Raw genomic sequence first — 23,962 nt, 5'->3', positions numbered from 1 at the left:
CGTGCGCCCGGTCGGCGGATCGGGCCGGCGGACGGGCGCGCGTGGGGGGCCGCGCGGTGGGTTCAGCGCTTGCGCAGCGCCCGCAGCCACTCCTTGTTCATGGCGGCGATCGACGGCAGCGGGATGCCCTTGGGGCAGGCGGTGGCGCATTCGCCGGTCAGGGTGCAGCCGCCGAAGCCCTCGTCGTCCATCGTCGCCACCATGTCCAGCACCCGCGTCTCGCGTTCGGGCGAGCCCTGCGGGAGCACGTTCAGGTGGTTGACCTTGGCGGAGGTGAACAGCATCGCGGAGCCGTTGGGGCAGGCCGCCACGCAGGCGCCGCAGCCTATGCACTCGGCGTGTTCGAAGGCGGAGTCGGCGGCGGGCTTGGGGACGGCGGTGGCGTGGGCCTCGGGTGCGGAGCCGGTGGGGGCGGTGATGTAGCCGCCGGCCTGGATGATGCGGTCGAAGGCGCTGCGGTCCACCACGAGGTCCTTGACCACGGGGAAGGCCGAGGCCCGCCAGGGTTCGACGTCGATGGTGTCGCCGTCGGTGAAGGACCGCATGTGGAGCTGGCAGGTGGTGGTGCGTTCGGGGCCGTGGGCGTCGCCGTTGATGACGAGGCTGCACGCGCCGCAGATGCCCTCGCGGCAGTCGTGGTCGAAGGCGACCGGGTCCTCACCGCGCAGGATGAGGTCCTCGTTGAGGGTGTCGAGCATCTCCAGGAAGGACATGTCCTTCGAGATGCCGTCGACCTCGTAGGAGGCCATGGCGCCGGGGGCGTCGGCGTTCGGCTGGCGCCAGACGCGCAGGGTGAGCTTCATGCGTAGCTCCGCTGGGTGGGGTGGACGTACTCGAAGACGAGGTCTTCCTTGTGCAGGACGGGTGCGGCTCCGGTGCCGCGGTACTCCCAGGCGGCCGCGTAGCCGAACTCCTCGTCGCGGCGGGCCGCTTCGCCGTCCGGGGTCTGGGACTCCTCGCGGAAGTGGCCGCCGCAGGACTCGGCGCGGTGGAGGGCGTCGAGGCACATCAGCTCGGCGAGTTCGAGGTAGTCGACGATGCGGTTGGCCTTCTCCAGCGACTGGTTGAACTCCTCCCCGCTGCCCGGGACCTTGATCCGCCGCCAGAACTCCTCGCGGATCTCGGGGATACGGGCCAGGGCCTTGCGCAGCCCTTCCTCGGTGCGGGCCATTCCGCAGTACTCCCACATGAGTTCGCCGATCTCGCGGTGGAAGGAGTCGGGGGTGCGGTCCCCGTCGACGGCCAGCAGCTTGGCGAGGCAGTCGCGGGTCTCGCGGACGGCGGCGGCCGCCTCGGGGTGGCCGTCGTCGACCGCCTCGTGGTGGGGGTGGCGGGCGAGGTAGTCGTTGATGGTGGAGGGGAGGACGAAGTAGCCGTCGCCGAGGCCCTGCATCAGGGCGGAGGCGCCGAGGCGGTTGGCGCCGTGGTCGGAGAAGTTGGCCTCGCCGATCGCGAACAGGCCGGGGATGGTGGTCTGGAGGTCGTAGTCGACCCACAGTCCGCCCATCGTGTAGTGGACGGCGGGGTAGATCCGCATGGGGACCTCGTACGGGTTCTCCGCCGTGATCCGCTCGTACATCTCGAAGAGGTTGCCGTACTTCTCGGCGACCTTGTCCCGGCCCATGCGGCGGATGGCGTCGGCGAAGTCGAGGTAGACGCCCTGGCCGCCGGGGCCTACGCCGCGGCCCTCGTCGCAGACGTTCTTCGCGGCGCGGGAGGCGATGTCGCGGGGGACGAGGTTGCCGAAGGAGGGGTAGATCCGCTCCAGGTAGTAGTCGCGCTCGTCCTCGGGGATCTCGGCGGCGGGGCGGGTGTCGCCCTTGGCCTTGGGGACCCAGATGCGGCCGTCGTTGCGCAGGGACTCGCTCATCAGGGTGAGCTTGGACTGGTGGTCGCCGGTGCGCGGGATGCAGGTGGGGTGGATCTGGGTGAAGCAGGGGTTGGCGAAGTAGGCGCCGCGCCGGTGCGCCCGCCAGACGGCGGTCGCGTTGGAGTTCATGGCGTTGGTGGAGAGGTAGAAGACGTTGCCGTAGCCGCCGGTGGCCAGGACCACGGCGTCGGCGTAGTGGGTGGCGATCCGGCCGGTGACCAGGTCGCGGGCGACGATGCCGCGGGCGACCCCGTCGACGGTGATCAGGTCGAGCATCTCGGTGCGGGCGTGCAGTTCGACGTTGCCCGCGGCTATCTGCCGCGACAGCGCCTGGTAGGCGCCGAGGAGGAGCTGCTGGCCGGTCTGGCCGCGGGCGTAGAAGGTACGGGAGACCTGGACACCGCCGAAGGAGCGGGTGTCGAGGAGGCCGCCGTACTCGCGGGCGAAGGGGACGCCCTGGGCCACGCACTGGTCGATGATCTCGACGGAGATCTGCGCGAGGCGGTGGACGTTGGACTCGCGGGCCCGGAAGTCGCCGCCCTTGACGGTGTCGTAGAAGAGGCGGTGTACGGAGTCCCCGTCGTTGCGGTAGTTCTTGGCGGCGTTGATGCCGCCCTGGGCGGCGATGGAGTGGGCGCGGCGCGGGGAGTCGCTGTAGCAGAACTGGACCACGTGGTAGCCCTGCTCGGCGAGGGTCGCGCCGGCGGCACCGCCCGCCAGGCCGGTGCCGACGACGATCACGGTGTGCTTGCGGCGGTTGGCCGGGTTGACCAGCTTGGCCTCGAAGCGGCGGCGGTCCCAGCGTTCGGCGATGGGGCCGGCGGGGGCCTTGGTGTCGGCGATGGGGTCGCCGGTGGTGTAGGCGGCGTACTCGGTGCTCATGGTCAGCTCACCACTCCGGTCATGACGGCGACGGGGACGGACACGAAGCCCGCGAAGAGGACGAGGGCCAGGGCGTCGGCCAGGAACCTCAAGGCGCGCTCGCGGCGGGCGCTGCCCGCGCCGAGGGTCTGGGCGGCGCTCCAGAAGCCGTGGCGGACGTGGAGGCCGAGGGCGGCCATGGCCACGATGTAGATCGTGTTGCCGTACCAGGTGGAGAAGGTCGCGAGGACGTTCTCGTAGGGGTGGCCGGCCCAGGCGCGCTCGTTGACGGTGAGCGTGGTGAGGTCGAGGAGGTGCCAGACGATGAAGAGGGCGAGGATGATCCCGCCCCAGCGCATGGTGCGGGTCGCGTAGCTCGCGCGGCGGCGCTTGTGGGCGTACTTGACCGGGCGCGCCTTGAGGTCGCGGCGGCTGAGCTGGTAGGCGCAGACCGCGTGGGCGACGACGGCGGCGACCAGGACCACGCGGACGAGCCACAGGGCCCACTCGTAGTGCAGGAACGGCTCGCCCAGGGTGCGCAGGGCGTGGGCGTATCCGTTGAACTCGTCCGGCCCGAAGAAGATCTTCAGGTTGCCGAACATGTGCGCGACGAGGTAGCCGAGCATGATCAGGCCGGAGACGGCCATCACGGACTTCTTGCCGACGGTGGAGTCCCAGAGCGTGCGCGTGGTGGACGGCCGTCGATCCGTCCGCGTTGCCAGAGCCATGACGTAGACCGTAGGGACGAAGGTCCCGAACGGTCCAAGACATGGTGGAGCTGATCGCGATAGGCATCCCCTATGGAAGGGCCCGGGCGCCCCCATTAGCCTGGGGAAATGCAGTTCCAGCAGCTCGTGTACTTCGTGGCCGTCGCCGAGACCCGGCACTTCACGCGCGCCGCCGAGCGGGAGCACGTGGCCCAGCCGTCGCTGTCGCAGCAGATCAAGGCGCTGGAACGGGAGCTGGGCGCGGAGCTGTTCAGCCGGGCGCGGGGGAACATCACGCTGACGGACGCGGGTGAGGCGCTGCTGCCGCTGGCCCGGCGGATCCTCGCCGACGCGGACACGGCGCGGCTGGAGGTGCAGGAGCTGCTCCAGCTGCGGCGCGGCCGGGTGCGGCTAGGGGCCACGCCGAGCGTGTGCACGGGGATGCTGCCGGGGGTGCTGCGCGCCTTCCACACGGCGCACCCCGGGATCGAGCTGCTGATCGAGGAGGGCGGTTCGCTGGACCTGGTACGGGAACTCGCGCGCGGGGTCCTGGACCTGGCCCTGATCGTCCTGCCGCTGCCGCCGTCGGCGCCGCCGCTGACCACGGTGGAGCTGCTGACGGAGGACCTGGTGGTGGTGTCCTCCCGCGACCTCCCGCCGCCGGGCGGCGGCGGGGAGCTGACCGTGGCCGACCTGCGCGAGGAGCCCATGGTCATGTTCCGGCACGGCTACGACCTGCGGGACCTGACGGTGGGCGCGTGCCGGGCGGCCGGGTTCGAGCCGGTGTTCACGGTGGAGGGCGGTGAGATGGACGCCGTCCTGGGCTTCGTGCGGGCCGGGCTGGGGGTGGCGGTGGTCCCGGAGATGGTCGTGGCCCACGGCGGCCCGGGCCTGCGCGCCACCCCCCTCACCGGCTCCCCGCTCCGCCGCACGATCGCCCTGGCCCACCGCACGGACGTGGCCCCACCCCGCGCGGCCCGAGAACTGAAACGCATCCTGGTCGGCTGAGCCCTCCGGGGGGGTACGCACCCGGTCGGGGTTCGGGCGCGGGGGCCGGGCTGGTTCGGGCGCGGGGGCCGGGCCAGGCCAGGGCGGAGCCGGGGTCCGTCCCTGCGCCGGGGCGGGGGCGCGCCAGGGTAGGGCCGGAGGCCACGGCCGGGGGCCAGAGCTGGGCCGAGGCCCGCTCCTGCGCTGGGGCGGAGGCTGGGGTCGGAGCCGGGACGGGCCCAGGCAGGAGGGGGCTGGGGCCAGGCGGGGCCGGGGGGCAAGGGCGGAGGCCCGGGGCCGGAGCCGGGGCGGCGGCCGAGGCAAGGGCAGGGCCAGGCCGGGCCGGGGCCCCGCCCCTGCGCCGGGGCGGGCCAGGGTCGGAGTCGGGGCGGGGTCCGGTGCTCCCCTGCGCCCGGGCGGAGGCCGGGGTCAAAGCCGGGGCGAGGGCGGGGCGGCGCTCCCGCCCTCGGCCTGGCCTGGCCTGGCCTGGCCTGGCCTGGCCTGGCCTGGGCGACAGTGGCGGGCTCCGGACGGGGGCCCGGGAAACCTTGCCCGGGCGACCAGGCTGGGGGCGGGCTGAGCCGGGGTCAGGGGCCGGGGGTGGGCGGGGGGTCGGGGTGGGACGGTTCGGCTTCGGAGGCGGCGCGGGCTCGGAGGCGGCGTTTGTCTGGCTTGCCCCGGTCCGTGAGGGGGATCTCCCGTTCCCAGAAGACGGCCGTCGGGCTGTGCGCCGGGGCCAGTTCACGGGCCACCAGCTCGCACGCCCCGGCGGCGGCCGCACGGCTCGGGATGTGGCCGGGGGCCGGTACGAGGAAGGCACAGACCTCCTCGCCGGTCGTGGCGGAGGGCCGCCCGACCACGACGGCCTGGGCCACGGCGGGGTGCCGGGCGAGGGCCGCCTCGACGGGGAGGCCGTAGATGTTGACCCCGTCGACGATGACGACGTCCTTGATCCGGTCGTCCAGGTACAGGTAGCCGTCGTCGTCGACATGGCCGAGGTCCCCGGTCCGCAGCCACCCGTCCCGCAGGACGTCGGCGGTCAGCGAGGGCTGGTTCCAGTAGCCGGTCATCATCGCCGCCGACCGGATCCACAGCTCCCCCGTGCGCCCGGCGGGCAGTACCGCCTCCCCCTCGTCGCGCACCTGGACCTCGACCCCCGCCGCCGGGCGCCCCACGGAGGCCAGCAGCGCGGGCCGGCCGGACACCGCCGCGTCGTGGTCGGCCGGTGTGAGGCGGGAGATCACGGCGGCCTCGTTCATCCCGTAGCCCTGCCGCCACCGCCCGCCCCAGCGGGTCACCGCCTCGTGCAACCGCTCGGGGAGGATCGGCGAGGCCCCGTACGAGACCGCCTCCAGCCCCGGAATGCCCCCAGCGGTCGCGGGGTGGTCCAGCAGCCGGTACACCATCGGGGCCGTCAGGTATGTGGACACCCGGCCGAGCCTCCGGCAGGCCCGCGCGAACTCCTGGGGCGTGAAGGGGTCGAGGATCTCCACCCGTCCCCCGGCGCGCAGCTGCTCCAGGCAGCGCCCGCCGGCCCGCTGGGCGAGGCTGGTGACCGAGAGGTGCACCGCCCCCGTCCACTCGGCCCCGCGCCGGACGTCCCGCGCGGCCATCGCCCCGAAGGTGGAGGCCACCCCTTTGGGCCGGCCCGTGGTCCCGCCGGTGTACGTGACCCGGGCGACGTCCTCCTCCCGCGCCCGGACCGGCACTTCGCCGGGCTCCCGCCCCGCGGCCCGCGCGATCAGCTCCTCCAGGCCCAGCAGCGGTACGCCTGTCGCCGGCACCGGGACGTCGTGCACCACCAGGCCCGGGAGGCAGTCCCGCAGGACGAACTCCAGTCCGTGCACGGCCGGCCCGGTCACCACCTGGGTCAGCCGGGCCCCCAGCAGATGCGCGGCGATCCGCACCAGCAGCGCCTCCGGCCGGTTGCCGCCCGTCACACAGGCCAGCCCCGTTCCCCGTCCGACCCCCGCCTCCGCGAGCGCCCCGGCCAGCCGGTGGACGGCGTCCAGCACCTCGGCGAACCCGAGGACCCGGGGGCCGGCCCCGATGGCGGCCCGGTCCCCGTACCGCTCCAACGCCCCGACCAGCTCGGTGACATACCGCGCGGCCATCCGCACACCCGCCTTTCCGGCCCGCTGCCCGGCGAGCCCTCCCGGGCATCATGCAGGGCCTTTCGGCCCGGCCGGGTCAAGCCCGGGATATCAGCGGGCCCAGGGTCCGGTCGAGACCGTCGGCCAGCATGCCGAAGGCCTGGTCGGCGTCGCCGACGGCCACGGGGTAGGCCTCGTCCGCCGTCACGCCCGCGGCCATCCGCCGCCAGTTCTCCCGGCCCAGCTCGTGGCGGACCGCCACCAGATGCGTCGCGGCGAGGCGGGCCGGCAGCGGCTCTGCCCCCTCCGCCTCCAGGGCGCCGGCGAGCAGTTCCACCTCACGGGCGGTGTAGTGGGCGATCCGGCCCTCCAGGCTCGCGGTGGAGTACAGCAGGCCCTGGAACGCGAGGACGTCCGGATGGTCGCAGAGTCCGGTGATGGGGTCGCGTTCGGCGAGGGCCGCCAGGAAGTGGTCGTGGAGCGCGCCCACCGGACCGCGGTCCGCCGGACGGTCGCGCACGATCCGCGCCGCTTCGTCCTGGTGGTCGGCGAACCGGTCCAGGACCAGGTCCTCCTTGCTCGGGAAGTAGCGGAACAGGGTGGGCTTGGACACCTCGGCCGCCGCGGCCACGTCGGCCACGGACACGGCGTCGAAGCCCCGTTCCAGGAAAAGTTCCAGCGCCGTGGCCGCCAGCTGGCGACGCGTACGCAGTTTCTTGCTCTCGCGCAGACCCGTCGTGTTCTCCATGGGACCACCGTAGAGAAAAATCGCAACCAAGTCAATTTCTTAACCGGGTTGCATTTTTTCTCCCGACGCGCTTTCCTTGGTTCAGCGACGAAGGACCGACGACGAGAGAGGACCCTTCCGATGACCGACGTACTGATCGCGGGCTCCGGCCCCACCGGACTCACCCTGGCCTGTGACCTGGCCCTGCGCGGGGTGTCCGTCCGCATCCTCGACCAGCGGTCCGGTCCCCACCGGGAGTCGCGCGGCAAGGGACTCACCCCGGACAGCCTGGAGGTCTTCGGCCGGCTCGGGACGGAGGAGCGGATGTCGGCCACCGGCGCCCGCGGCCTGGTCCTGCGCAAGTACTACGACGGCGCCCACGTCAACGACACCCCGGACACCGGCGGCGGCCTCCTGATCGGCCAGTGGCAGGTCGAGGGGATCCTCCGCGAGCGGCTCGCCGGGCTCGGCGTCCGCGTCGAGTACGGCAGCCGGATCACCGGCCTCGCGCAGGACCCGGCCGGGGTCACGGCCCGCCTGGCGGACGGCGGTTCGGTCCGCGCCGGTTACGTCGCCGGCTGCGACGGCGGCCACAGCACCACCCGTGAACTCCTCGGCATCCCCTTCGAGGGGTACACCGAGGAGAAGCCGACGATGGTCGTCGGGGACGTGCGGGCCCCCGGGCTGAGCCGGGAGTACTGGCACCAGTGGTTCACCTCGGAGGGCGGCGGGATCATGCTCTGCCCGATGCCCGGGACGGACACCTTCCAGCTCCAGGCCTCCCCGGAGACCGACGGGCGGGGCGAGCCGCTACCGGCCACGGCGCAGGGATTCCAGCGGCTCTTCGCCCGGCACGCGGGGGTACCCGGTATACGGCTGACCGGGGCGGGCTGGCTCTCAAACTGGCGGGTCAACGTCCGGCGGGCCGCCCGGATGCGCGAGGGCCGGATCCTCCTCGCCGGGGACGCCGCCCACGTCCACCCGATCGCCGGCGGGCTGGGCATGAACACCGGCATCCAGGACGCGGCCGCCCTCGCCCGCACCCTGGCCGCCGCCCTCACCGGCCCGGCGGAGGACGACGCCCTCGACCGCTACGAGGCCGAGCGCCTCCCGGCGGCCGAGCGGGTGCTGGCCGACACCTCCGCACGCCACCGCCGGGTCCTCGCCGCGGTCCGCGAGCCCGGCCGGGGAACGGAGGCCGGGATGCGCTGACCCGCACACCGCCACCCCGCCACGCCGCCACCCCGCACACCGGCCGGGCCCCGGCCTCAGGGCAGGGCCTCACGGCCCCCGGCCGGCGGGTCCCGCCTCCCGGCCTCGGGGATTCACCCGGTGGGTACGGCGTCGCAGAGGGAGAGGGTGTGGATGCGGTCCGGGGAGCCCGGGCGGGCGTAGTACCAGCCCTGGGCCGTATCGCAGCCGAGGGCGCGGAGCTGAGCCGCCTGGGCCCCGGTCTCCACTCCCTCGACCGTCACCGCGAGCTCCAGGCTGTGGGCCAGGGCGACGATGCCCTCCACGATCTTGACGTCGACGGGGTCGGCCGGCTCCTGCTGCATCCCCTGGGTGAAGGAGCGGTCCAGCTTCAGGACGCTGACCGGCAGCCGGCGCAGGTTGGCCAGGTTCGAGTAGCCGGTGCCGAAGTCGTCGAGGGCGATGTCCACACCGAGCGCGGCGAGCCGGCGCAGCGGTTCGAGGAGTTCGTCGTCGGCACCGATCAGCGCCGACTCGGTGACCTCCAGGCACAGCGCGCCCGGGGCCAGGCCGGAGGACTCCAGGACGCGCAGGGTGTCGGCGACCAGCCCGGGGTGGGTCAGCTGGGTCGGCGAGAGGTTGACGTTGACGCGCAGGGGCGCCCCGCCGTGCTCGCGCTGCCAGTTGCGGGCCTGGCGGACGGACTCCTCCAGGACCCAGCGGCCGAGCGGCACGATCAGCCCGGTCCGTTCGGCGAGCGGGATGAACCGGTCCGGGCCGAGCACCCCGTACTGGGGGTGCGACCAGCGCACCAGTGCCTCCGCGCCGCGCACGCTGCCGTCGTGCAGGTGCACGAGGGGCTGGTACTCGATGAAGAACTCGCCGCGTTCCAGCGCCGCCGGCAGGGCGTTGGTCAGGCCGTGGCGGGTGATGGCGCGGGCGTCGGCCTCGGCGTCGGCGAACTCGAAGCGGTTGCCGCCGGCCGCCTTGGCCCGGTACATGGTGATGTCGGCGCTGCGCAGCACCTCGGCCGGGGTGCGTTCGCCGGAGGTGCCCTCGACGATGCCGATGCTCCCGCGCACGGACAGCTCGCGGCCCTCCAGCCGGATGGGCGTGGACAGGGCGGTCAGGATGCGGACGGCGAGGTCGCTGACCTTCTCCTCCGTCTGCGCCGCCGGTCCGGTGGTGAGGGCCACGAACTCGTCGCCGCCCAGCCGGGCGACGACCTCGCCCGGGCCGGTGGCGCAGCTCTGCAGCCGGTCGGCCACCTCGACGAGGAGGCGGTCGCCGGCCGAGTGGCCGAGGCTGTCGTTGACGGCCTTGAACCCGTCGAGGTCGAGGTAGCACAGGCCGAATCGGCTGCCGGGGGCGGCGGTGAGGGCCTTCTCCAGCCGTTCGAAGAACAGCGTGCGGTTGGGCAGGCCGGTCAGCGCGTCGTGGGTGGCCTCGTAGCGCAGGCGCAGGTTGAGCAGCCGGCGTTCGGTGGTGTCCTCCATCAGGGCCAGCTGGTACTGCGGGACGCCGTCGGCGTCGCGCAGCAGAGAGACCGTGAGGTTGGTCCACAGGACGGTGCCGTCGTGCCGGTAGTAGGGCTTCTCCACGCGGTAGTGCTCGCGCTCGCCGCGGACGAGTTCCCCGTACATCTTCCAGACGTGCGGGGTGTCGTCGGGGTGGCCCCACTCGCTGACGTTGCGGCTGCGGACGTGGCCCTCCAGGCCGCCGAACATCTTGAGGAGGGTGTCGTTGACCTCCAGGATGTTCCCGTCGAGGTCGGCGATGCCGATGCCGACGGCCGCGCCCTCGAAGACGGCGCGGAAGCGTTCCTCGCTGGCGTGCAGGGCCTGCTGGGCGTCGATGCGCGCGGTCAGGGCGGAGCGGGCGATGGCCTCCTGCTCGCGCAGGGTCCGCTCGCGCAGCGCGCGGGCGAATCCGGCGGCGATGCCGTGCTGGAGCCGGGCGCAGCGGGAGCGGTACTCCTCGGTGCTCCCGGCGCTCTCGCCGCCGCCGTCGGCGGTGCCGTCCGGACCGCAGTACAGGACCAGGTAGGACTCGACGACGCCGAGGGTGCCGGAGAGGGCCTCGGGGTCGGTGCAGTGCACGGCGACGAGTTCCGCGCCGACGCCCTGGGCGACGCCCGCGTCGAAGGGGCGGGCGTGCAGGGCCTCGGTGAGGGTCCGGGCGAGCGGGACGAGGTGCTGTTCGAACTCGGGGCGGGTCAGGGAGGTGGCCGTGACCGGGAAGATGGCGCGGCCCCAGATGGTCGCGAAGCGTGCGATCCGGTCGTCGAGGTCGCCGATCGGGTCGCGCCGCGGCGCCCGGCCGGCATCCGGAGCAGCCGGTTCCGCGCTTGGGACGGGCAGTCCCGCACCCGGGACGGGCGGTTGCGCCGCGGACGCCGGTACGGGCGCGGAAGCGGCACCGCCGGCCGGCCGGGGCCGGCGGCCGGGGGTCGCGGGCGGGGGTGTCGGAGCGGGGAGTCTCACGCCTTGCGTCCCACGCCGCCGAAGCCCGAGAAGGCGTACGGATCCTCCGGGGTCTCGCCCTCGGCGAGCGGCCCGGTGCGGTCGGGGCGCCAGTCGGGCATGGAGACGAGCCCGGGATCCAGCAACTCGAAGCCGTCGAAGAAGCCGGTGATCTCCTCGTGGCCGCGCATGACGAGCGGGTTGCGGATGTCGCGGTAGACGCCGACGGTCCCGGCCGCGACCTCCTCGCTGAGCGGGATGCCCTCGTAGGAGGCGTGGCTGAGGATCAGCATGCTGCCGGGAGCCAGGGCGTCGCGCAGCTCGGCGACGGCGGCGTAGGGCTGGTCGGCGTCCTCCAGGAAGTGCAGCACGGCGACCAGCATCAGGGCGACGGGCCGGTCGAGGTCCAGCAGCCGGCGGGCCTCGGGGGCGGCCAGGATGTCCTGGGGCTTGCGCAGGTCCGCGGCGACGACGTCGGTGCGGTCGTCTCCGGCCAGGACGGCGCGGCTGTGCGCGACGGCGACCGGGTCGTGGTCGACGTAGACGACGCGGGCCTCGGGGGTGGCGGCGCGGGCCACCTCGTGGACGTTGCCGAAGGTGGGGATGCCGGAGCCGATGTCGAGGAACTGGGTGATGCCCTCGGCGACGGCGTGGCGGACGGCGCGGCGCATGAACGCCCGGTTCGCCTGCATGATCTTGGGCAGGCCCGGCATGAATTCCATGGCCCGGCGGGCGGCCTGGCGGTCGACCTCGAAATTGTGGGAGCCGCCCAGGTAGTAATCGTAGATACGGGACACGCTCGGCACCGATATGTCGATGCCTGGCGGGGCCCAGGCGGGGCGTTCCATCGGGGTCTCCAAGCCGTCGGCGTGTCGTGGTCGTACCTGGTCCGCCCGGGGGTCGGGCGGGGATCGGACTGCTGTCCGAGCCGAATGTACTGATCATTGCCCAACAGGGCGAGCAAAAGCGGAAATTGCCGGTCCGTTCTTGGTCACACACCAAAGGTCTCCGGGGCCTGCCGTCGCCGCCACGGAAACCGACAAATACCTTTTGGGAATTGACCAGCGTTCAATCACAACCGATCAGAACCTGTCTCAAACCAAACCGGTCGAGGAACCCCCCGTTCGGGCGAACCGCTGCCGGGTCCCGCGTGCGCGGGCGCGCGCGAGCCCATGCTCCCCGGGTGAACAGAGCCTTAGCCAGACGTCTGCTGGCGGTCCCGGTCCTGCTGTGGGCGACCCTGTCGACCACTCCGGCGGTGGCCGATAGCTGTGCCTACGCGACGGTCGGCACCGGCGACGGCGGGACCGCCGTCACGGTGTACGCGTACGCCGGCAGCGGCGGGGGCGCGGCCGCCCGGGGTGGCGGACATCACGACGACGGACCCGGCAAGGGCAGGGGTCACGACAAGGGCCGCGGCCACGGGCACGAGCACCACTGCCCGCCGCCGCCTCCCCCGCCGTGCCCGCCGAAGCCCACTCCGACGCCGACGCCCACCCCCACCCCTCCGCCGCCCAAACCGACCCCACCGCCCAAGCCCACCCCGCCGCCGCCTCCGCCCCCGCCGGCCCCCGAGCCGCCCGAGCCCGCACCCCCGGCGCCGGAGCCGCCCGCACCGAAGCCGCCCGCACCCCGGGTGTACCGGGCGCCCGCGGCTCCCCCACCGCCGCCCGCGCCACCCGCGCCGCCCACCCCGGCGCCGAAACCGCCCGCGCCGAAGCCGAAGGTGCCCCGGCCCGCGTACCACACCGCCGCGCGCAAACCGGTCGAACACCACATCTCGCCGGTCACGTTCACCCTCATGACCGCCGCCCCGGCCGTGCTCGCGATCGTCGCGCTGCGCCCGCGCTGAACCGCGCCGGCCCGGCCGCCGCCCCCTGCCGACCACGGCAGGCGCGTGCGCCCGTAGGGCCGTCCACCCGCAGGACCGTTAGGACCGTCCGCCCGCGGGCCCGTGTGCCCGCCGGCCGAACCACCCACCCCTCGCCACAGCCCATCGATCGGGAGTCGTCTTGTCGGAATGGCTCGTCCTGTCCCTCGCGATGGCCGCGGCCTGTGCCGTGGTGCTGTCCACCGCCTTCTTCAACCACCGCAGGATCACTGAGGACGACGATCCGAACGAGACCCCGGACGTCATCGAGTACATGACGATGATGATCGGGGTGATCTACGCGATCGTCCTCGGCCTGGCGATCGCCGGCGTCTGGGAGGGCCGCGGGGCCGCCCAGGAGTACGTGCGCCAGGAGTCCCAGGCCCTGCACGAGATCAGTGTCCGCTCCGAGGTCTACCCGGCCGAGGTGCGCAAGAGGATCCGCTCCGACGTCGACGCGTACGTGACCTACGTGGTCGACACGGAGTGGAAGCACATGGCCGACGAGAACGAGCTCACCGACCGCAGCGGTGAGCTCCTGGAGAAGATCCGCCGCGACGTGACGGACTACGAACCGCAGACCGACCACGAGGGGCAGGCCTACCAGCCCCTGGTCGACCAGGTCGCGCTGGTGGACGACGCCCGCAACGCCCGGGGCCAGAGCGCCGGGGCCACCATGCCGGGCGTGGTGTGGTTCGGGCTGATCGCCGGGGCCCTGGTGACCGTCGGGCTGATCTTCACCCTCCAGATCCGCCGCTCGTTCCGCGAGCTCCTGCTCGCCGGCCTGTTCAGCGCCCTGATCGCCTTCCTGCTCTTCCTCATCTGGGACTTCGACGCGCCCTTCGGGCGGGGGATCGCGGCCACCGCCGAGCCCTTCCTCGCCCAGTTCCCCCACCTCGGCCTGAAGGGCTGAGCGACCGGGGCGCGGCCGGGCCGGGTAAACCGGGGACGGGGGGTCCGTCCCCGGTTCGGCCTACGGCCGTGCCCCATTCGCCCGTTCCTGATCGCGGGTGGCCGGGCCGGGACCTAGCGTGGCGGGCATCGAGGCACATCACCCCCCGACGTGCGGAAACGCTGCGCGACTGTGCCTCGCAGATCCGGAGGAACGCGTCCATGGGTGCGATACGCAGCTCCGCCACCGCCCTGCTGAGCGCCGGCGCCACGGGCCTCGCCCTCGCGCTCGGCGCCTTCGGCGCGCCCGTCGCCCTCGCGGCCGAGGAGGCGCCCGCCACCTCCTTCGCCTTCGCCGTCAGCCCCTCGACGGTCGCGCCCGGCGGCACCGTGACCCTCTCCGTGAGCAACTGCGGCGCCGCCTACGCCACCGCCTCGTCGGGGGTCTTCGACACCGTGACCATCGAGCGGGGCAAGACCGTGAAGGTCAAGGTCGACCGCGACGCCCGCCCGGGCGCCCTGTACTCCGTCACCTTCACCTGCGACGGGGAGAACGGCTCCGCCGACCTCACCATCTCCGGCGCCACGTCGAGGCCCAGCACCAGTTCCACCACCGGCACCCGGCGCACCCCCTCCCCCACCGCCACCTCCGGCTCGGGCCTGCGGCCGCCGCCGCTCACCCCGCCGGCCCGCACCACCGCGCCCGCGCGGACCACACCGCCGGCCCGTACGACCCCCGCCCCGCGCGCGACCACCGCCACGCTCGGCGTACGCGGCGGGCTGGGCGGCAGCATCGCCGGGGCGGACCCGGCCGAGCTCGCCGCGGGCGCGGGCCTCTTCGCCGCGGCCGCCGCGGGCGGCACGGCGTACGCCCTGCGCCGGCGCCGCCGCGCGGCCCGCGGCCACTGACCCCGCCCGGGCCCCCGCGGACGCGGCCGGGCCCGGGGGCGGGGGCGGCGCCGTACACCCCTGGAACGCCTCAGGACCGGGCGGCGGCCGGACGGCGGCGGCGCACCACGTGCACGCCCGCGCCGAGGGCCGCGGCACCGACCAGACCGGCCCCGATGGCCGTCTCGGCGGTGGACGGGCCGAAGGACCCGCCGAGTCCGCCCTGCGCGCCGTTGCCCGCCAGGATGGTGAAGCGGTGCGTGGCGACGAGGCTGTTGTCGTGGCACTTGACCGACAGGGTGTGGTGGCCCGGTGAGGCGTGGTTGAAGATCCGGACGGTGGCGAAGCCGATGGAGCCGGCCGACAGGTTGGTCTGCGGGAAGTTGCCGTGCGACCAGACCGTGCCGCCGTGGCCGCAGCCGGCCGCACTGACCTGCATCGAGGCGCCCTGGTGCACGGAGTACGGGTTGACCGTGACGTTGCTCGGCCCGTTGCCGCCGCCGTTCGGGGGGTTCGCGGCAGCGAACGGGGCACTGAGCCCGAGCGCGGCGCAGGCGGCCGCGGTCACGGTGAGAGCGCGGAAAGCACGCATGGTGGAACCTCCAGCGGAAGAGCGCCCCGGAGCGGTGGCCCGGGCAGATCGACGAGAACGCCTCCCATCACGAACCCTCGCGGCGGCGCGCAACCAGCGCATTTCCGCCCTTGGGCCGCCCGGTTGAGCGACACGCCGAAGCACGTCCGCAGGATCTGACGGATCCGCAGGTCACGAGCCGTCAGGCATTTATGTGATGATTACCTGGATGGCCGCACCCCAACCGGGCGCACCACCCGTTCGCCCCTCCCCGATCGCCGTCTCGCACTTCCGGCCTTAGCGTGCGGGAAGAAGGGCGTACAGGGGAGGGACTGGAACGCGGGTCGGGACCCCCGCGTCGGGAAGGGAGAGCCATGCTCGAGGACGAGACCGAGCAGCGGCCGAGGAGACGCTCCCCTTGGGGCGTGCTCGCACTGGCACTGCTCAGCGGCCTCGCCATGATGCGCAACGGGGCGAACGTGGAGGACGGGCCGCCGCAGCCCACCGCCGCGGCGGCCGTCGCCACACGGGCCGACCAGCAGCCGGCCAACGCGCCGACACCGCCCGCGGACATGGAGGTGCTGGACCACTCGTCGGTGCAGCGCATCCGGATTCCGACGATCAACGTGGACGCGCCGGTGATGACGGTCGGCCTGGACGCGCAGGGATGGATCGACGCCCCGCCGCCGCAGGACCGCAACCTGGCGGGCTGGTACCTCAACGGCATCTCGCCGGGCCAGCAGGGGTCGGCGGTGATCGTGGGCCACGTGGACAACGCGCAGGGCCCGGCGGTCTTCTACGGCCTGGGCTCGCTGAAGCCGGGCCAGCACATCGAGGTGCAGCGCTACGACGGCCGGACGGCGGTCTTCGAGGTGTACGGGGTGGAGGTGTTCGCGAAGGACGCCTTCCCGGGCGCACGGGTGTACGGGGACACCGGGCACCCGGAACTGCGGGTGATCACCTGCGGCGGCGGCTACTCGAAGGCCAAGGGGTACGACGGGAACGTGGTGGTGTTCGCGCGGATGGTGGAGGCCCGCTGAGAAAACGTTTCACCGCAGGCCGGGCCCCCGCCTCCCCCGGGCGGCGGCCCGCCGGGGGCCCGGGGCCTCAGCGGGGCGGCAGCACCGGCAGGGTCATCCGGTAGCCGCGGCCCAGCAGCTGGGGCAGGTACGTCTCCAGCGCCCGGACGCTCTGCGACCGGTTGCCGCCGGCGTCGTGGTTCAGCACGATCACGCCCGGGGCGGCCCCGTCCAGGATCCTGGAGACGATGGTGGTGGTCCCCGGCTCCGTCCAGTCGAGGCTGTCCACCGTCCAGGCGAGGGGCTCCATCCCCAGGTCGGCCCCGATCTCGAAGGCGGCCCGGTTCCACGCCCCGTACGGGGCCCGGAACCACAGCGGGGGCTGTCCGACGGCCTGCTCGACGACCTCGCTCGTGCGCCCGATCTCCGACTCCAGCTCGGCCCGGCTGAGCCGGGGGATCTGTGGATGGGTCCAGGTGTGGTTGCCGATGACGTGTCCCTCGGCGGCCATCCGGCGCAGCAGGTCGCGGTTGTCGGTGGCCATCTCGCCGCAGACGAAGAACATCGCGCGGACCCCGTACCGGCGCAGGGTGTCCAGGATGGCCGGGGTGTAGCGGGGGTCGGGGCCGTCGTCGAAGGTGAGCAGCATGGCCCTGTCGCCCGCGGCCGGGCCCTGGGGCAGTTCCAGGAGGGGCCGGGTGCGGACGGCCGGCTTCACGGCGGGCGGCTTGGCGGGCGCCTCGGCCGTCATCGGCTGGAGCCGGTGGGAGGCGTCGGGGAGCCCTTCCGGGTGCGCGCCCGGGGCCCCGGCGGCCCCCGGACCACCGGCGGGCGCGGGGCCGGCGCCCTGGGGTGATCCGGGCGGTGCGGCCGGGGAGCCGCCCTCGCCCGCGTCCAGCAGTCCGGAGGAGGCGGCGGCCGCGATGGAGAGGAAGACGGCGGTACGCAGGAGCACGCGTCGCCCTACTGTCGGCTCGTCATTTGTCATTATTACTACGTATCAACGACATCCCCGCAGATGTCGAGAGGCGCGGAGGCACCCCGTCCGGCTCACCCGCTCGGACCAGCCGCCCAGGCGCCCGGCGGGCGGGCGGCGGTCGGCGGCGCGGTCAGCCCTGGCGCACCAGCGGGAACGGCAGCGTCTCGCGGATCGTCAGACCCGTGAGGAACATGACCAGCCGGTCCACCCCGATCCCCAGTCCGCCGGTGGGCGGCATGGCGTACTCCAGGGCGTCGAGGAAGTCGTTGTCGAGTTCCATCGCCTCGGGGTCCCCGCCCGCCGCCAGCAGGGACTGGGCGGTGAGCCGGCGGCGCTGTTCCACGGGGTCGGTGAGCTCCGAGTAGGCGGTGCCCAGTTCGGTGCCGAAGGCCACCAGGTCCCAGCGCTCGGCGAGCCGCGGGTCCCCCCGGTGCTGGCGGGTGAGCGGGGAGACGTCGGTCGGGAAGTCCTTGTAGAAGGTGGGGAGTTTCGTCCGCTCCTCCACCAGCCGCTCGTACATCTCCAGGACCACGTCGCCCCGGGTGTCCTCCGGCCCGTGCGGAACGCCCGCCCGGTCGCACAGGAGGCGCAGCCGGTGCTCCTCGGTGTCGGCGTCGACCTCCTCGCCGAGGGCCTCGCTGATCGCCCCGTACAGGGTCTTGACCGGCCAGGGCCCGGAGATGTCGTGGACGACGAGCTTGCCGTCGGGGCCCGCCTTGTGGGCGATGGGCGAGCCGAAGGCGGCGGTGGCGGCGCCCTGGATCAGCTCCCGGGTCAGGTCGAGCATGACGTCGTAGTCGGCGAAGGCCTGGTAGGCCTCCAGCATCGTGAACTCGGGGTTGTGCTTGTAGGAGACGCCTTCGTTGCGGAAGGTGCGGCCCATCTCGAACACCTTCTCCATACCGCCGACGCACAGCCGCTTGAGGTAGAGCTCGGGTGCGATGCGCAGGTACAGGTCGAGGTCGTAGGCGTTGATGTGGGTGCGGAAGGGGCGGGCGTTGGCGCCGCCGTGGATCTGCTGGAGCATCGGGGTCTCGACCTCCAGGTAGCCGCGGTCCAGGAGTCCCTGGCGCAGGGCCTGCACGGCACTGGAGCGGGCCCGTACGACGTCGCGCGCGTCGGGGCTGGCGACGAGGTCGAGGTAGCGGCGCCGGACCCGGGCCTCGGGGTCGGCCAGGCCCTTGCGCTTGTCGGGCAGCGGGCGCAGGCACTTGCCGGTGAGCTGCCAGGAGTCGACGAGGACGGAGAGCTCGCCGCCGCGGCTGGCGGCGGCGGTGCCGCCGGCGACCACGTGGTCGCCGAAGTCGACCTGGGAGGTGAACGAGTCGAGGGCGGCCGGTCCGGACTCCTCGCGGGTGAACATCAGCTGGACGTCGCCGGTCCAGTCGCGCAGGACGGCGAAGACCACGCCGCCGAGGTCGCGCACGACCATCACCCGGCCGGCGAGGACCACCGGTTCGCCCGTCCGGGTGCCGGGTGCGAGCCGGCCGGGGTGGGCGGCCCTGAGCTGGGCGACGGTGTGGGTGCGCTGCCGGATGCCGACGGGGTACGGGTCGGTGCCGGCGGCGCGGATCCGCTCCAGCTTGGCGTGGCGGACGCGGACCTGTTCGGGCAGCCGGTCGGCGGGCGCACGCTCCCCGTCCTCGCCGACGAGGTCCAGGCCGAGGGAGTCGATGGAGGGCAGGCCGGTGGTGTCGACGGGGGCGACGAGGCCCCGGGGCTGGTGGCCCTTGCCCCACAGTTTGCGCAGGCTGGGCACGGAGACGAAGCCCTCGGCGATGCCGGAGGCGAGGCTGACGCGGGCGAGCGAGCCGGCGTCCTGGTAGCAGAGGAAGCGGGGGTACCACTCGGGCCCGTACTTGACGTTGGACCGGTAGAGGGCCTCCAGCTGCCACCAGCGGGAGAAGAACAGCAGCAGCCTGCGCCACAGCTTGAGGACGGGGCCGGCGCCGATCCGGCCGCCTTCCTCGAAGGCGGAGCGGAAGACGGCGAAGTTGAGGGAGATCCGGCGGACGCCGAGGCCGGGGGCGGCCGCGCAGAGCTGGGCGACCATGAACTCCATGACCCCGTTGGGGGCGGAGCGGTCACGGCGCATCAGGTCGAGGGAGATGCCGTCCTTGCCCCAGGGGACGAAGGACAGCAGGGCGATCAGCTCGCCCTGGGCGTCGAAGGCCTCGACGAGCAGGCAGTCCCCGTCGGCGGGGTCGCCGAGCCGGTCCAGGGCCATGGAGAAGCCGCGTTCGGTCTCGGTGTCGCGCCAGCGGTCGGCCCGGTCGACGATGGTCCGCATCTCCTCGTCGCTCAGGGCCGAGTGGCGGCGGATCACGGTGGTGGCGCCGGTCCGCTTGACCCGGTTGACGGCCTGCCGGGTGACGCGCATGTCGCGGCCGTCGAGGTCGAAGTGGGCGACGTGCAGGATGGCCTCGTCGCCGAGCTGGAGGGCGCTGAGCCCGGAGCGGGCGTACGCGGTGGCGCCGTCCTCGGAGGCGCCCATGACGGCGGGCTGCCAGCCGTAGCGGCGGGCCACGGCCAGCCAGGCGTCGATGGCGGGGGTCCAGGCGCCGGGGTCGCCGACGGGGTCGCCGCTGGCCAGGCAGACCCCGGCCTCGACGCGGTAGGTGACCGCGGCCTTGCCGTTGGGGGCGAAGACGACGGCCTTGTCGCGCCGGGTGGCGAAGTAGCCGAGGGAGTCGGCGCGGCCGTAGGCGCCGAGCAGGGCGCGGATACGCAGTTCCTCGTCCCCGTGCAGGGCGGCGGTCAGCCGCTGGGAACGGAAGAGGGTGGAGGCGGCGTTCAGCAGGGCGAGGGCGCCGAAGAGGCCGAGCAGGAAGTAGAGGAACCGGGGCGGGCGGCCGTCGAACTGCCGGGCGGAGAAGAGGCCGCCGAAGACCTGCTTGGCGGCCCAGTCCAGCCACTGTCCCTTGGGCAGGGTGCCGGGGAACAGCGCGACGAGGGCCCAGCCGAGGAAGACGGCGGCGAGCAGCCCGAGCCCGAGGACGAGCATGGCGCGCCAGACGGCGCCGGGGCGGGAGGCGGCGTAGAACTCCTTGCGGGCGGCGATCAGCACGACGAGGGCGGCCACCGCGAGGGCCAGGGAGAGGCCGCCGACCCAGAGGCCGCCGTCCCCGATGATCAGCACGTCGACGAGGATCAGCAGGGCCAGATAGGTGACGACGATCCACCAGGCGATCTTCTTGCGGATGCCGAGCGCGGCGGCGAGCAGGAAGAGGAAGACGGCGTAGGCGAGGTTGGCGCTGACCGGGACGACGAAGTCGTCGAGGAAGCGCACCACCGGCCGCAGCAGCCCGCGCAGCGTCGGGGAGAGCGCCAGCAGCGCGCAGAGCAGGCCGAGCGTTCCGAAGAACGCGCCGAAGGCGTCCGGGACCCGGTTGAGGAACCTGCCGCGGGTGTCGCGGGTGTCGCGGGTCTGCTCCAGCGTGGCACTCATGCCATGCACTGTAGGGAGGGCCGCGCCGCCGCGCGCGCCGAACGGGATAGCCTCGGCAGGGTGACGGAGCACGCGAGTACGGCATTCGAACGGGGCACGGACGGGCCCAAGGTCATCCTCGCGGGGGTGGACGGATCGGAGTCCTCCCTGCGGGCCGCGGCCTACGCGGCGGGCCTGGCCCGGCGGCAGAACGCGCTGCTGGCGCTGGTGTACGTACAGCCGGTGATGGCGGCGGGGGCCTCCCTGGGCGCGCCGGTGGCCGAGGCCACCGGGGAGATCGCCGAGGAGATCGTGGCCGAGATCCGGGCCTCGGCGGAGCGGCTGAAGGGGATCTTCGAGGTGCGGTGGCAGTTCCACACCTTCCGCGGGGATCCGTACGCGGGCCTGGTGAGCGCCGCCGACGAGCTGAAGGCGGACGCCGTGGTGGTCGGCGCCTCGGAGCGGGCCGGCCACCGGCTGGTCGGTTCGGTGGCGGTACGGCTGGTGAAGGCGGGCCGCTGGCCGGTGACGGTGGTCCCGTAGCGGCTCGCATCGTGGGGCGTCAGCGGGCGCGTGTGAGGCCGTCCTTGGCGGCGTCGCGGCTGAGCACGGCCTCGGTGATGGCGTCCTGGGCGCTCTCGTACTCGGCGTTGCCGGGGTCCTGGGCGAGGGCGGCGGGCAGGTTGACGATCCGGCCGGTGGAGAGGTCCATCATCTGCGGGACGAACTCGGCCGCGGTGACCTGCCAGCGCTGCCCGGGCGCCGCCGGCGGAGCGAAGGTGAAGCGGCCGATGGAGCCGTAGTTGCCGCGCATGTCGCGGGCGCCCGTGTAATTGAACATCTCACCGGCGACCTGGTCGCCCATGCCGTAGATGATCCAGGTCCCGTTGACCTTCTCGTAGGCCTGCGGGATGTGGGCGTGGGTGCCCAGGATCATGTCGATGTCGGGGCGGCCGCCGGTCTGCGAGGCGGTGAGGGCCTTGCCGAGCGAGAGCTGGGTCTCGTCGGGTTCGGTCTGCCATTCGGTGCCCCAGTGCAGGCTGACGAGGACCACGTCCGCGCCCGCCTTCCGGGCGGCCCGCGCGTCCGCGACGATCTTGTCCTGGCGCATCAGGTTGACCGCCCACGGCTGGCCGTCGGGCATCGGGTAGCCGTTGGTGTCGTAGGTGTAGGCCAGGTGGGCGACCTTGGCGGAGCCGGCCGTGTAGAGGGTGGTCCGGGCGGCCTCGGCGGCCGTGCGGGCGGATCCGGCGTGGCCGAGGCCGACCTTGTCGAAGCGGTCGAGGGTGCGTTTCAGGCCTTCGGCGCCGTCGTCGAGGGTGTGGTTGGAGGCGGTGGAGCAGCCGTCGTACCCGGCGTCCTTGAGGGCGTCGGCGACGGTGGGCGGGGAGACGAAGGCGGGGTAGCCGCTGAAGGGGCCGTCGTCGTCCCCGTAGATGGTCTCCATGTGGCACAGGGCCAGGTCGGCGGCCGAGACCACCGGTTTGACGGCGGCGAACATGGGCCGGAAGTCGTAGCCGTCGCCGCCCGCGTCGGCGGCGGCGCGCTGGATGACCGAGGTGTGCGGGAGGACGTCGCCGCTCGCGACGAGGGTGAAGCCCCGGGCGGCGGCGGGGGACGGGGATCCGGCCGTGCCGGCGGGGGCGCCGGCGGCGCTGGAGCCGGGCCGGGCGGGGGTGGCGGGGCGGCCGCCGCCGGAACAGCCCGCCGCCGTGGCGGACAGCAGGGCGGCCGACAGCAGGGCGAGGGCCCGCCGGGATCGCTTGGTCATGAGCCCAGCTCTCCTTGAATGGATTATCGGATTATCGGCAATCCCTATGAATCCTTGGGGAGAAGGACCGGGAGTCAAGGAGCGGCGCCGTCCGCCCGGCCCCGGCTCACTCCGACGGCCCCGGCCGCCGTTCGCCGCGCCGTTCAACCGTTCGTCGTCCGGCACGGCCGCCCACCGGGCCACCGGGGTGCTTGGGCGCAACGGCGGCGCCGGACGGTTCCCGGGCGGCTCCGCGCAGGTGAGGGTGGGTGGAGCAGGATCACCGGGACGCCGTCGGGCCTCCCCGCCGGCCACCGCCCCGAAGCCCCGCCGTCCCCTCGTCCCGTCGCCCCGCCCCGCGGACCCGGAAGGAGCCATTGACGTGCCGCCCTCCCCCACCCTCCAGCGCACGGAACCCGAGGCGCTCGCCGCACTCCAGCACGAGCACGGGCGGGCCCTGTTCGGCTTCCTCCTCGGCCTCACGGCGGGGGACGCGCAGCGCGCCGAGGACCTCGTCCAGGAGACCCTCGTCCGGGTCTGGCAGCACCCCGAGGCGCTGGCGACCGGGCACGAGTCGATGCGGCCCTGGCTGTTCACCGTCGCCCGGCGCCTCGCCATCGACGCCCGCCGGGCCCGGTTGTCACGCCCCCAGGAGGTCGAGACCGACGGGCTGGAGCAGGCGCCCGCGCCCGAGGACGCCGTGGCCGGCTCGGTCACCGCGATCGACGTGCGGCGTGCCGTCGGGAGCCTCGGCCGGGAGCACCGCGACGTCCTGATGCAGGTCTACTTCCAGGACCGGTCGGTGGCCGAGGCCGCGGCAGAACTGGGTATTCCGGCCGGCACGGTCAAATCCCGTACGTACTACGCCCTGCGGGCCCTGCGGAAGGGGCTCCAGGGGTACGGACTGGGGGCCTGAACCGGGAGCCGGGCTCGGGGAACGCCCCGGCCCCGGTGGAGGAACACTCAAGGAACGCCCCCCACGCGCACGAACCGGACACAAACCACGCCGAAATCGGCATCAGTCCGTTCAAGTTGAGTAAACATCCCCCGTTGCGCGAGCCCGCCGGTGAAGGCTCGGGGATGACGGCGGCAGGCTCGACGCGCGGGAGAAGGTGGAACGGTGCAGCCCGAGGGTTCGAACGGCACCAGTGACGGCGGACTGGCAGTGCCCATGGCATGGCTCTACGCGGAGTACATCGCGGACGAGCTGCTGCGCACGGGGCGGCTGATCCCGGTCAGCACGCTGGAGTTCCGGGCCGGACGGGACACGCTCGCGCTGACGATCTACCTCTCGGACGCGGCCGGCGAACTCTCCGGCATCCGGGTCGTCTCCCAGCTCGACGAGTGGCTCTCCCTGACCGCGTACGGACACCCCTGGCGCGACTGGGTCCAGACCCGGTTCCTCACCCTGGGCGAGGAGGCCCGGGAGCGCGGCGGCGAGGACCCCGACCTGGAACTGGCCCGGGCGGCCTGGCGCTGGCTGGACCGCACCGAGCTGTTCGCCACCAACCTCGACCCGGACGACCACACCGGCGAGCCCGGCCCCCCGCCGGGCCTGGACGAGAACGCCCGCGTCTGGACCCCGGCCTGGCAACTGGGCCTGCCCCTGGGACACCTGGCGATGCACCTCTTCTGAACCACGCCGCCCCCGTGGTGCGCGGGAAGGCCG

General features: G+C 73.6%; 20 protein-coding genes. 9 read left to right on the top strand and 11 right to left on the bottom strand.

Annotated elements, in window-relative coordinates; all coding sequences use genetic code 11:
* Positions 1-62: 62 nt before the first annotated feature.
* From ABT403_RS02410 to ABT403_RS02400, 3 genes are read right to left on the bottom strand one after another with little or no spacing between them, the layout of a single operon-like run.
* Positions 63-803, bottom strand: a complete 741-nt coding sequence (locus tag ABT403_RS02410; RefSeq protein WP_344157134.1) for a succinate dehydrogenase/fumarate reductase iron-sulfur subunit — start codon at positions 801-803, stop codon at positions 63-65.
* Entirely contained in the window at positions 800-2,752 is a 1,953-nt protein-coding gene (locus ABT403_RS02405) for a fumarate reductase/succinate dehydrogenase flavoprotein subunit (RefSeq protein WP_344157131.1), read from the bottom strand. The genes ABT403_RS02410 and ABT403_RS02405 overlap by 4 nt, the downstream gene beginning before the upstream one ends.
* A gap of 2 nt (positions 2,753-2,754) precedes the next feature.
* Entirely contained in the window at positions 2,755-3,459 is a 705-nt protein-coding gene (locus ABT403_RS02400) for a succinate dehydrogenase cytochrome b subunit (protein WP_344157128.1), read from the bottom strand.
* 108 nt (positions 3,460-3,567) lie between these two features.
* On the opposite strand from ABT403_RS02400, the gene ABT403_RS02395 reads away from it, so the two are divergent.
* Positions 3,568-4,446, top strand: coding sequence for a LysR family transcriptional regulator (locus tag ABT403_RS02395; protein ID WP_344157125.1), 879 nt, complete (start codon positions 3,568-3,570; stop codon positions 4,444-4,446).
* Positions 4,447-5,012: 566 nt separating this feature from the next.
* Here ABT403_RS02395 and ABT403_RS02390 read toward each other — a convergent pair.
* Positions 5,013-6,539 carry an AMP-binding protein gene (locus ABT403_RS02390; RefSeq protein WP_344157122.1) on the bottom strand — a complete coding sequence of 509 codons (1,527 nt, stop codon included), beginning with the start codon at positions 6,537-6,539 and terminating at the stop codon, positions 5,013-5,015.
* Positions 6,540-6,615: 76 nt separating this feature from the next.
* Positions 6,616-7,266 carry a TetR/AcrR family transcriptional regulator gene (locus tag ABT403_RS02385; protein ID WP_344157119.1) on the bottom strand — a complete coding sequence of 217 codons (651 nt, stop codon included), beginning with the start codon at positions 7,264-7,266 and terminating at the stop codon, positions 6,616-6,618.
* A gap of 120 nt (positions 7,267-7,386) precedes the next feature.
* Here ABT403_RS02385 and ABT403_RS02380 point away from each other — a divergent pair, with 120 nt between their 5' ends.
* Entirely contained in the window at positions 7,387-8,457 is a 1,071-nt protein-coding gene (locus tag ABT403_RS02380; protein WP_344157116.1) for an FAD-dependent monooxygenase, read from the top strand.
* Between the two features lie 113 nt (positions 8,458-8,570).
* On the opposite strand, the gene ABT403_RS02375 is transcribed toward ABT403_RS02380, so the two are convergent.
* Positions 8,571-10,733, bottom strand: coding sequence for a putative bifunctional diguanylate cyclase/phosphodiesterase (locus tag ABT403_RS02375; RefSeq protein ID WP_344158908.1), 2,163 nt, complete (start codon positions 10,731-10,733; stop codon positions 8,571-8,573).
* Between the two features lie 182 nt (positions 10,734-10,915).
* Entirely contained in the window at positions 10,916-11,746 is an 831-nt protein-coding gene (locus tag ABT403_RS02370) for an SAM-dependent methyltransferase (RefSeq protein WP_344157113.1), read from the bottom strand.
* A 335-nt stretch (positions 11,747-12,081) separates the two neighbouring features.
* Here ABT403_RS02370 and ABT403_RS02365 point away from each other — a divergent pair, with 335 nt between their 5' ends.
* The 3 genes from ABT403_RS02365 to ABT403_RS02355 all read left to right on the top strand — a co-directional run bounded on the left by ABT403_RS02365 (position 12,082) and on the right by ABT403_RS02355 (position 14,568).
* Positions 12,082-12,750 carry a hypothetical protein gene (locus tag ABT403_RS02365; protein ID WP_344157111.1) on the top strand — a complete coding sequence of 223 codons (669 nt, stop codon included), beginning with the start codon at positions 12,082-12,084 and terminating at the stop codon, positions 12,748-12,750.
* A 160-nt stretch (positions 12,751-12,910) separates the two neighbouring features.
* Positions 12,911-13,681 (top strand): bestrophin-like domain, encoded by a 771-nt coding sequence (locus tag ABT403_RS02360; RefSeq protein WP_344157108.1) that lies wholly within the window; start codon positions 12,911-12,913, stop codon positions 13,679-13,681.
* Positions 13,682-13,881: 200 nt separating this feature from the next.
* The gene (locus ABT403_RS02355; protein ID WP_344157105.1) at positions 13,882-14,568 is read left to right on the top strand and encodes a hypothetical protein; all 687 of its coding nucleotides are present in this window, start codon (positions 13,882-13,884) and stop codon (positions 14,566-14,568) included.
* Positions 14,569-14,638: 70 nt separating this feature from the next.
* On the opposite strand, the gene ABT403_RS02350 is transcribed toward ABT403_RS02355, so the two are convergent.
* Positions 14,639-15,139 (bottom strand): hypothetical protein, encoded by a 501-nt coding sequence (locus ABT403_RS02350; protein WP_344157101.1) that lies wholly within the window; start codon positions 15,137-15,139, stop codon positions 14,639-14,641.
* A gap of 353 nt (positions 15,140-15,492) precedes the next feature.
* On the opposite strand from ABT403_RS02350, the gene ABT403_RS02345 reads away from it, so the two are divergent.
* Complete coding sequence (locus ABT403_RS02345; protein WP_344157098.1) at positions 15,493-16,158, top strand: class F sortase; 666 nt, start codon at positions 15,493-15,495, stop codon at positions 16,156-16,158.
* A 67-nt stretch (positions 16,159-16,225) separates the two neighbouring features.
* On the opposite strand, the gene ABT403_RS02340 is transcribed toward ABT403_RS02345, so the two are convergent.
* Entirely contained in the window at positions 16,226-17,125 is a 900-nt protein-coding gene (locus tag ABT403_RS02340; RefSeq protein ID WP_344157095.1) for a polysaccharide deacetylase family protein, read from the bottom strand.
* A gap of 121 nt (positions 17,126-17,246) precedes the next feature.
* On the bottom strand, positions 17,247-20,564 hold the full coding sequence (lysX, locus tag ABT403_RS02335; protein ID WP_344157092.1) for a bifunctional lysylphosphatidylglycerol synthetase/lysine--tRNA ligase LysX: 3,318 nt from the start codon (positions 20,562-20,564) through the stop codon (positions 17,247-17,249).
* A gap of 60 nt (positions 20,565-20,624) precedes the next feature.
* Between lysX and ABT403_RS02330 the strand changes: the two genes are divergently transcribed.
* Positions 20,625-21,086, top strand: coding sequence for a universal stress protein (locus ABT403_RS02330; protein ID WP_344157089.1), 462 nt, complete (start codon positions 20,625-20,627; stop codon positions 21,084-21,086).
* A gap of 19 nt (positions 21,087-21,105) precedes the next feature.
* On the opposite strand, the gene ABT403_RS02325 is transcribed toward ABT403_RS02330, so the two are convergent.
* Positions 21,106-22,314 carry a CapA family protein gene (locus ABT403_RS02325; protein ID WP_344157086.1) on the bottom strand — a complete coding sequence of 403 codons (1,209 nt, stop codon included), beginning with the start codon at positions 22,312-22,314 and terminating at the stop codon, positions 21,106-21,108.
* A gap of 361 nt (positions 22,315-22,675) precedes the next feature.
* Here ABT403_RS02325 and ABT403_RS02320 point away from each other — a divergent pair, with 361 nt between their 5' ends.
* Positions 22,676-23,209, top strand: coding sequence for a sigma-70 family RNA polymerase sigma factor (locus ABT403_RS02320; RefSeq protein WP_344157083.1), 534 nt, complete (start codon positions 22,676-22,678; stop codon positions 23,207-23,209).
* A gap of 255 nt (positions 23,210-23,464) precedes the next feature.
* Positions 23,465-23,929: a hypothetical protein gene (locus tag ABT403_RS02315; RefSeq protein ID WP_344158906.1), complete on the top strand. Its 465-nt coding sequence runs from the start codon at positions 23,465-23,467 to the stop codon at positions 23,927-23,929.
* Positions 23,930-23,962: the final 33 nt, after the last annotated feature.

The sequence above is a fragment of the Streptomyces sp. NPDC000075 genome, from assembly GCF_040301925.1.
Lineage (GTDB): Bacteria > Actinomycetota > Actinomycetes > Streptomycetales > Streptomycetaceae > Streptomyces > Streptomyces polychromogenes.
This window is presented reverse-complemented; position numbering and strand designations above follow the sequence as displayed.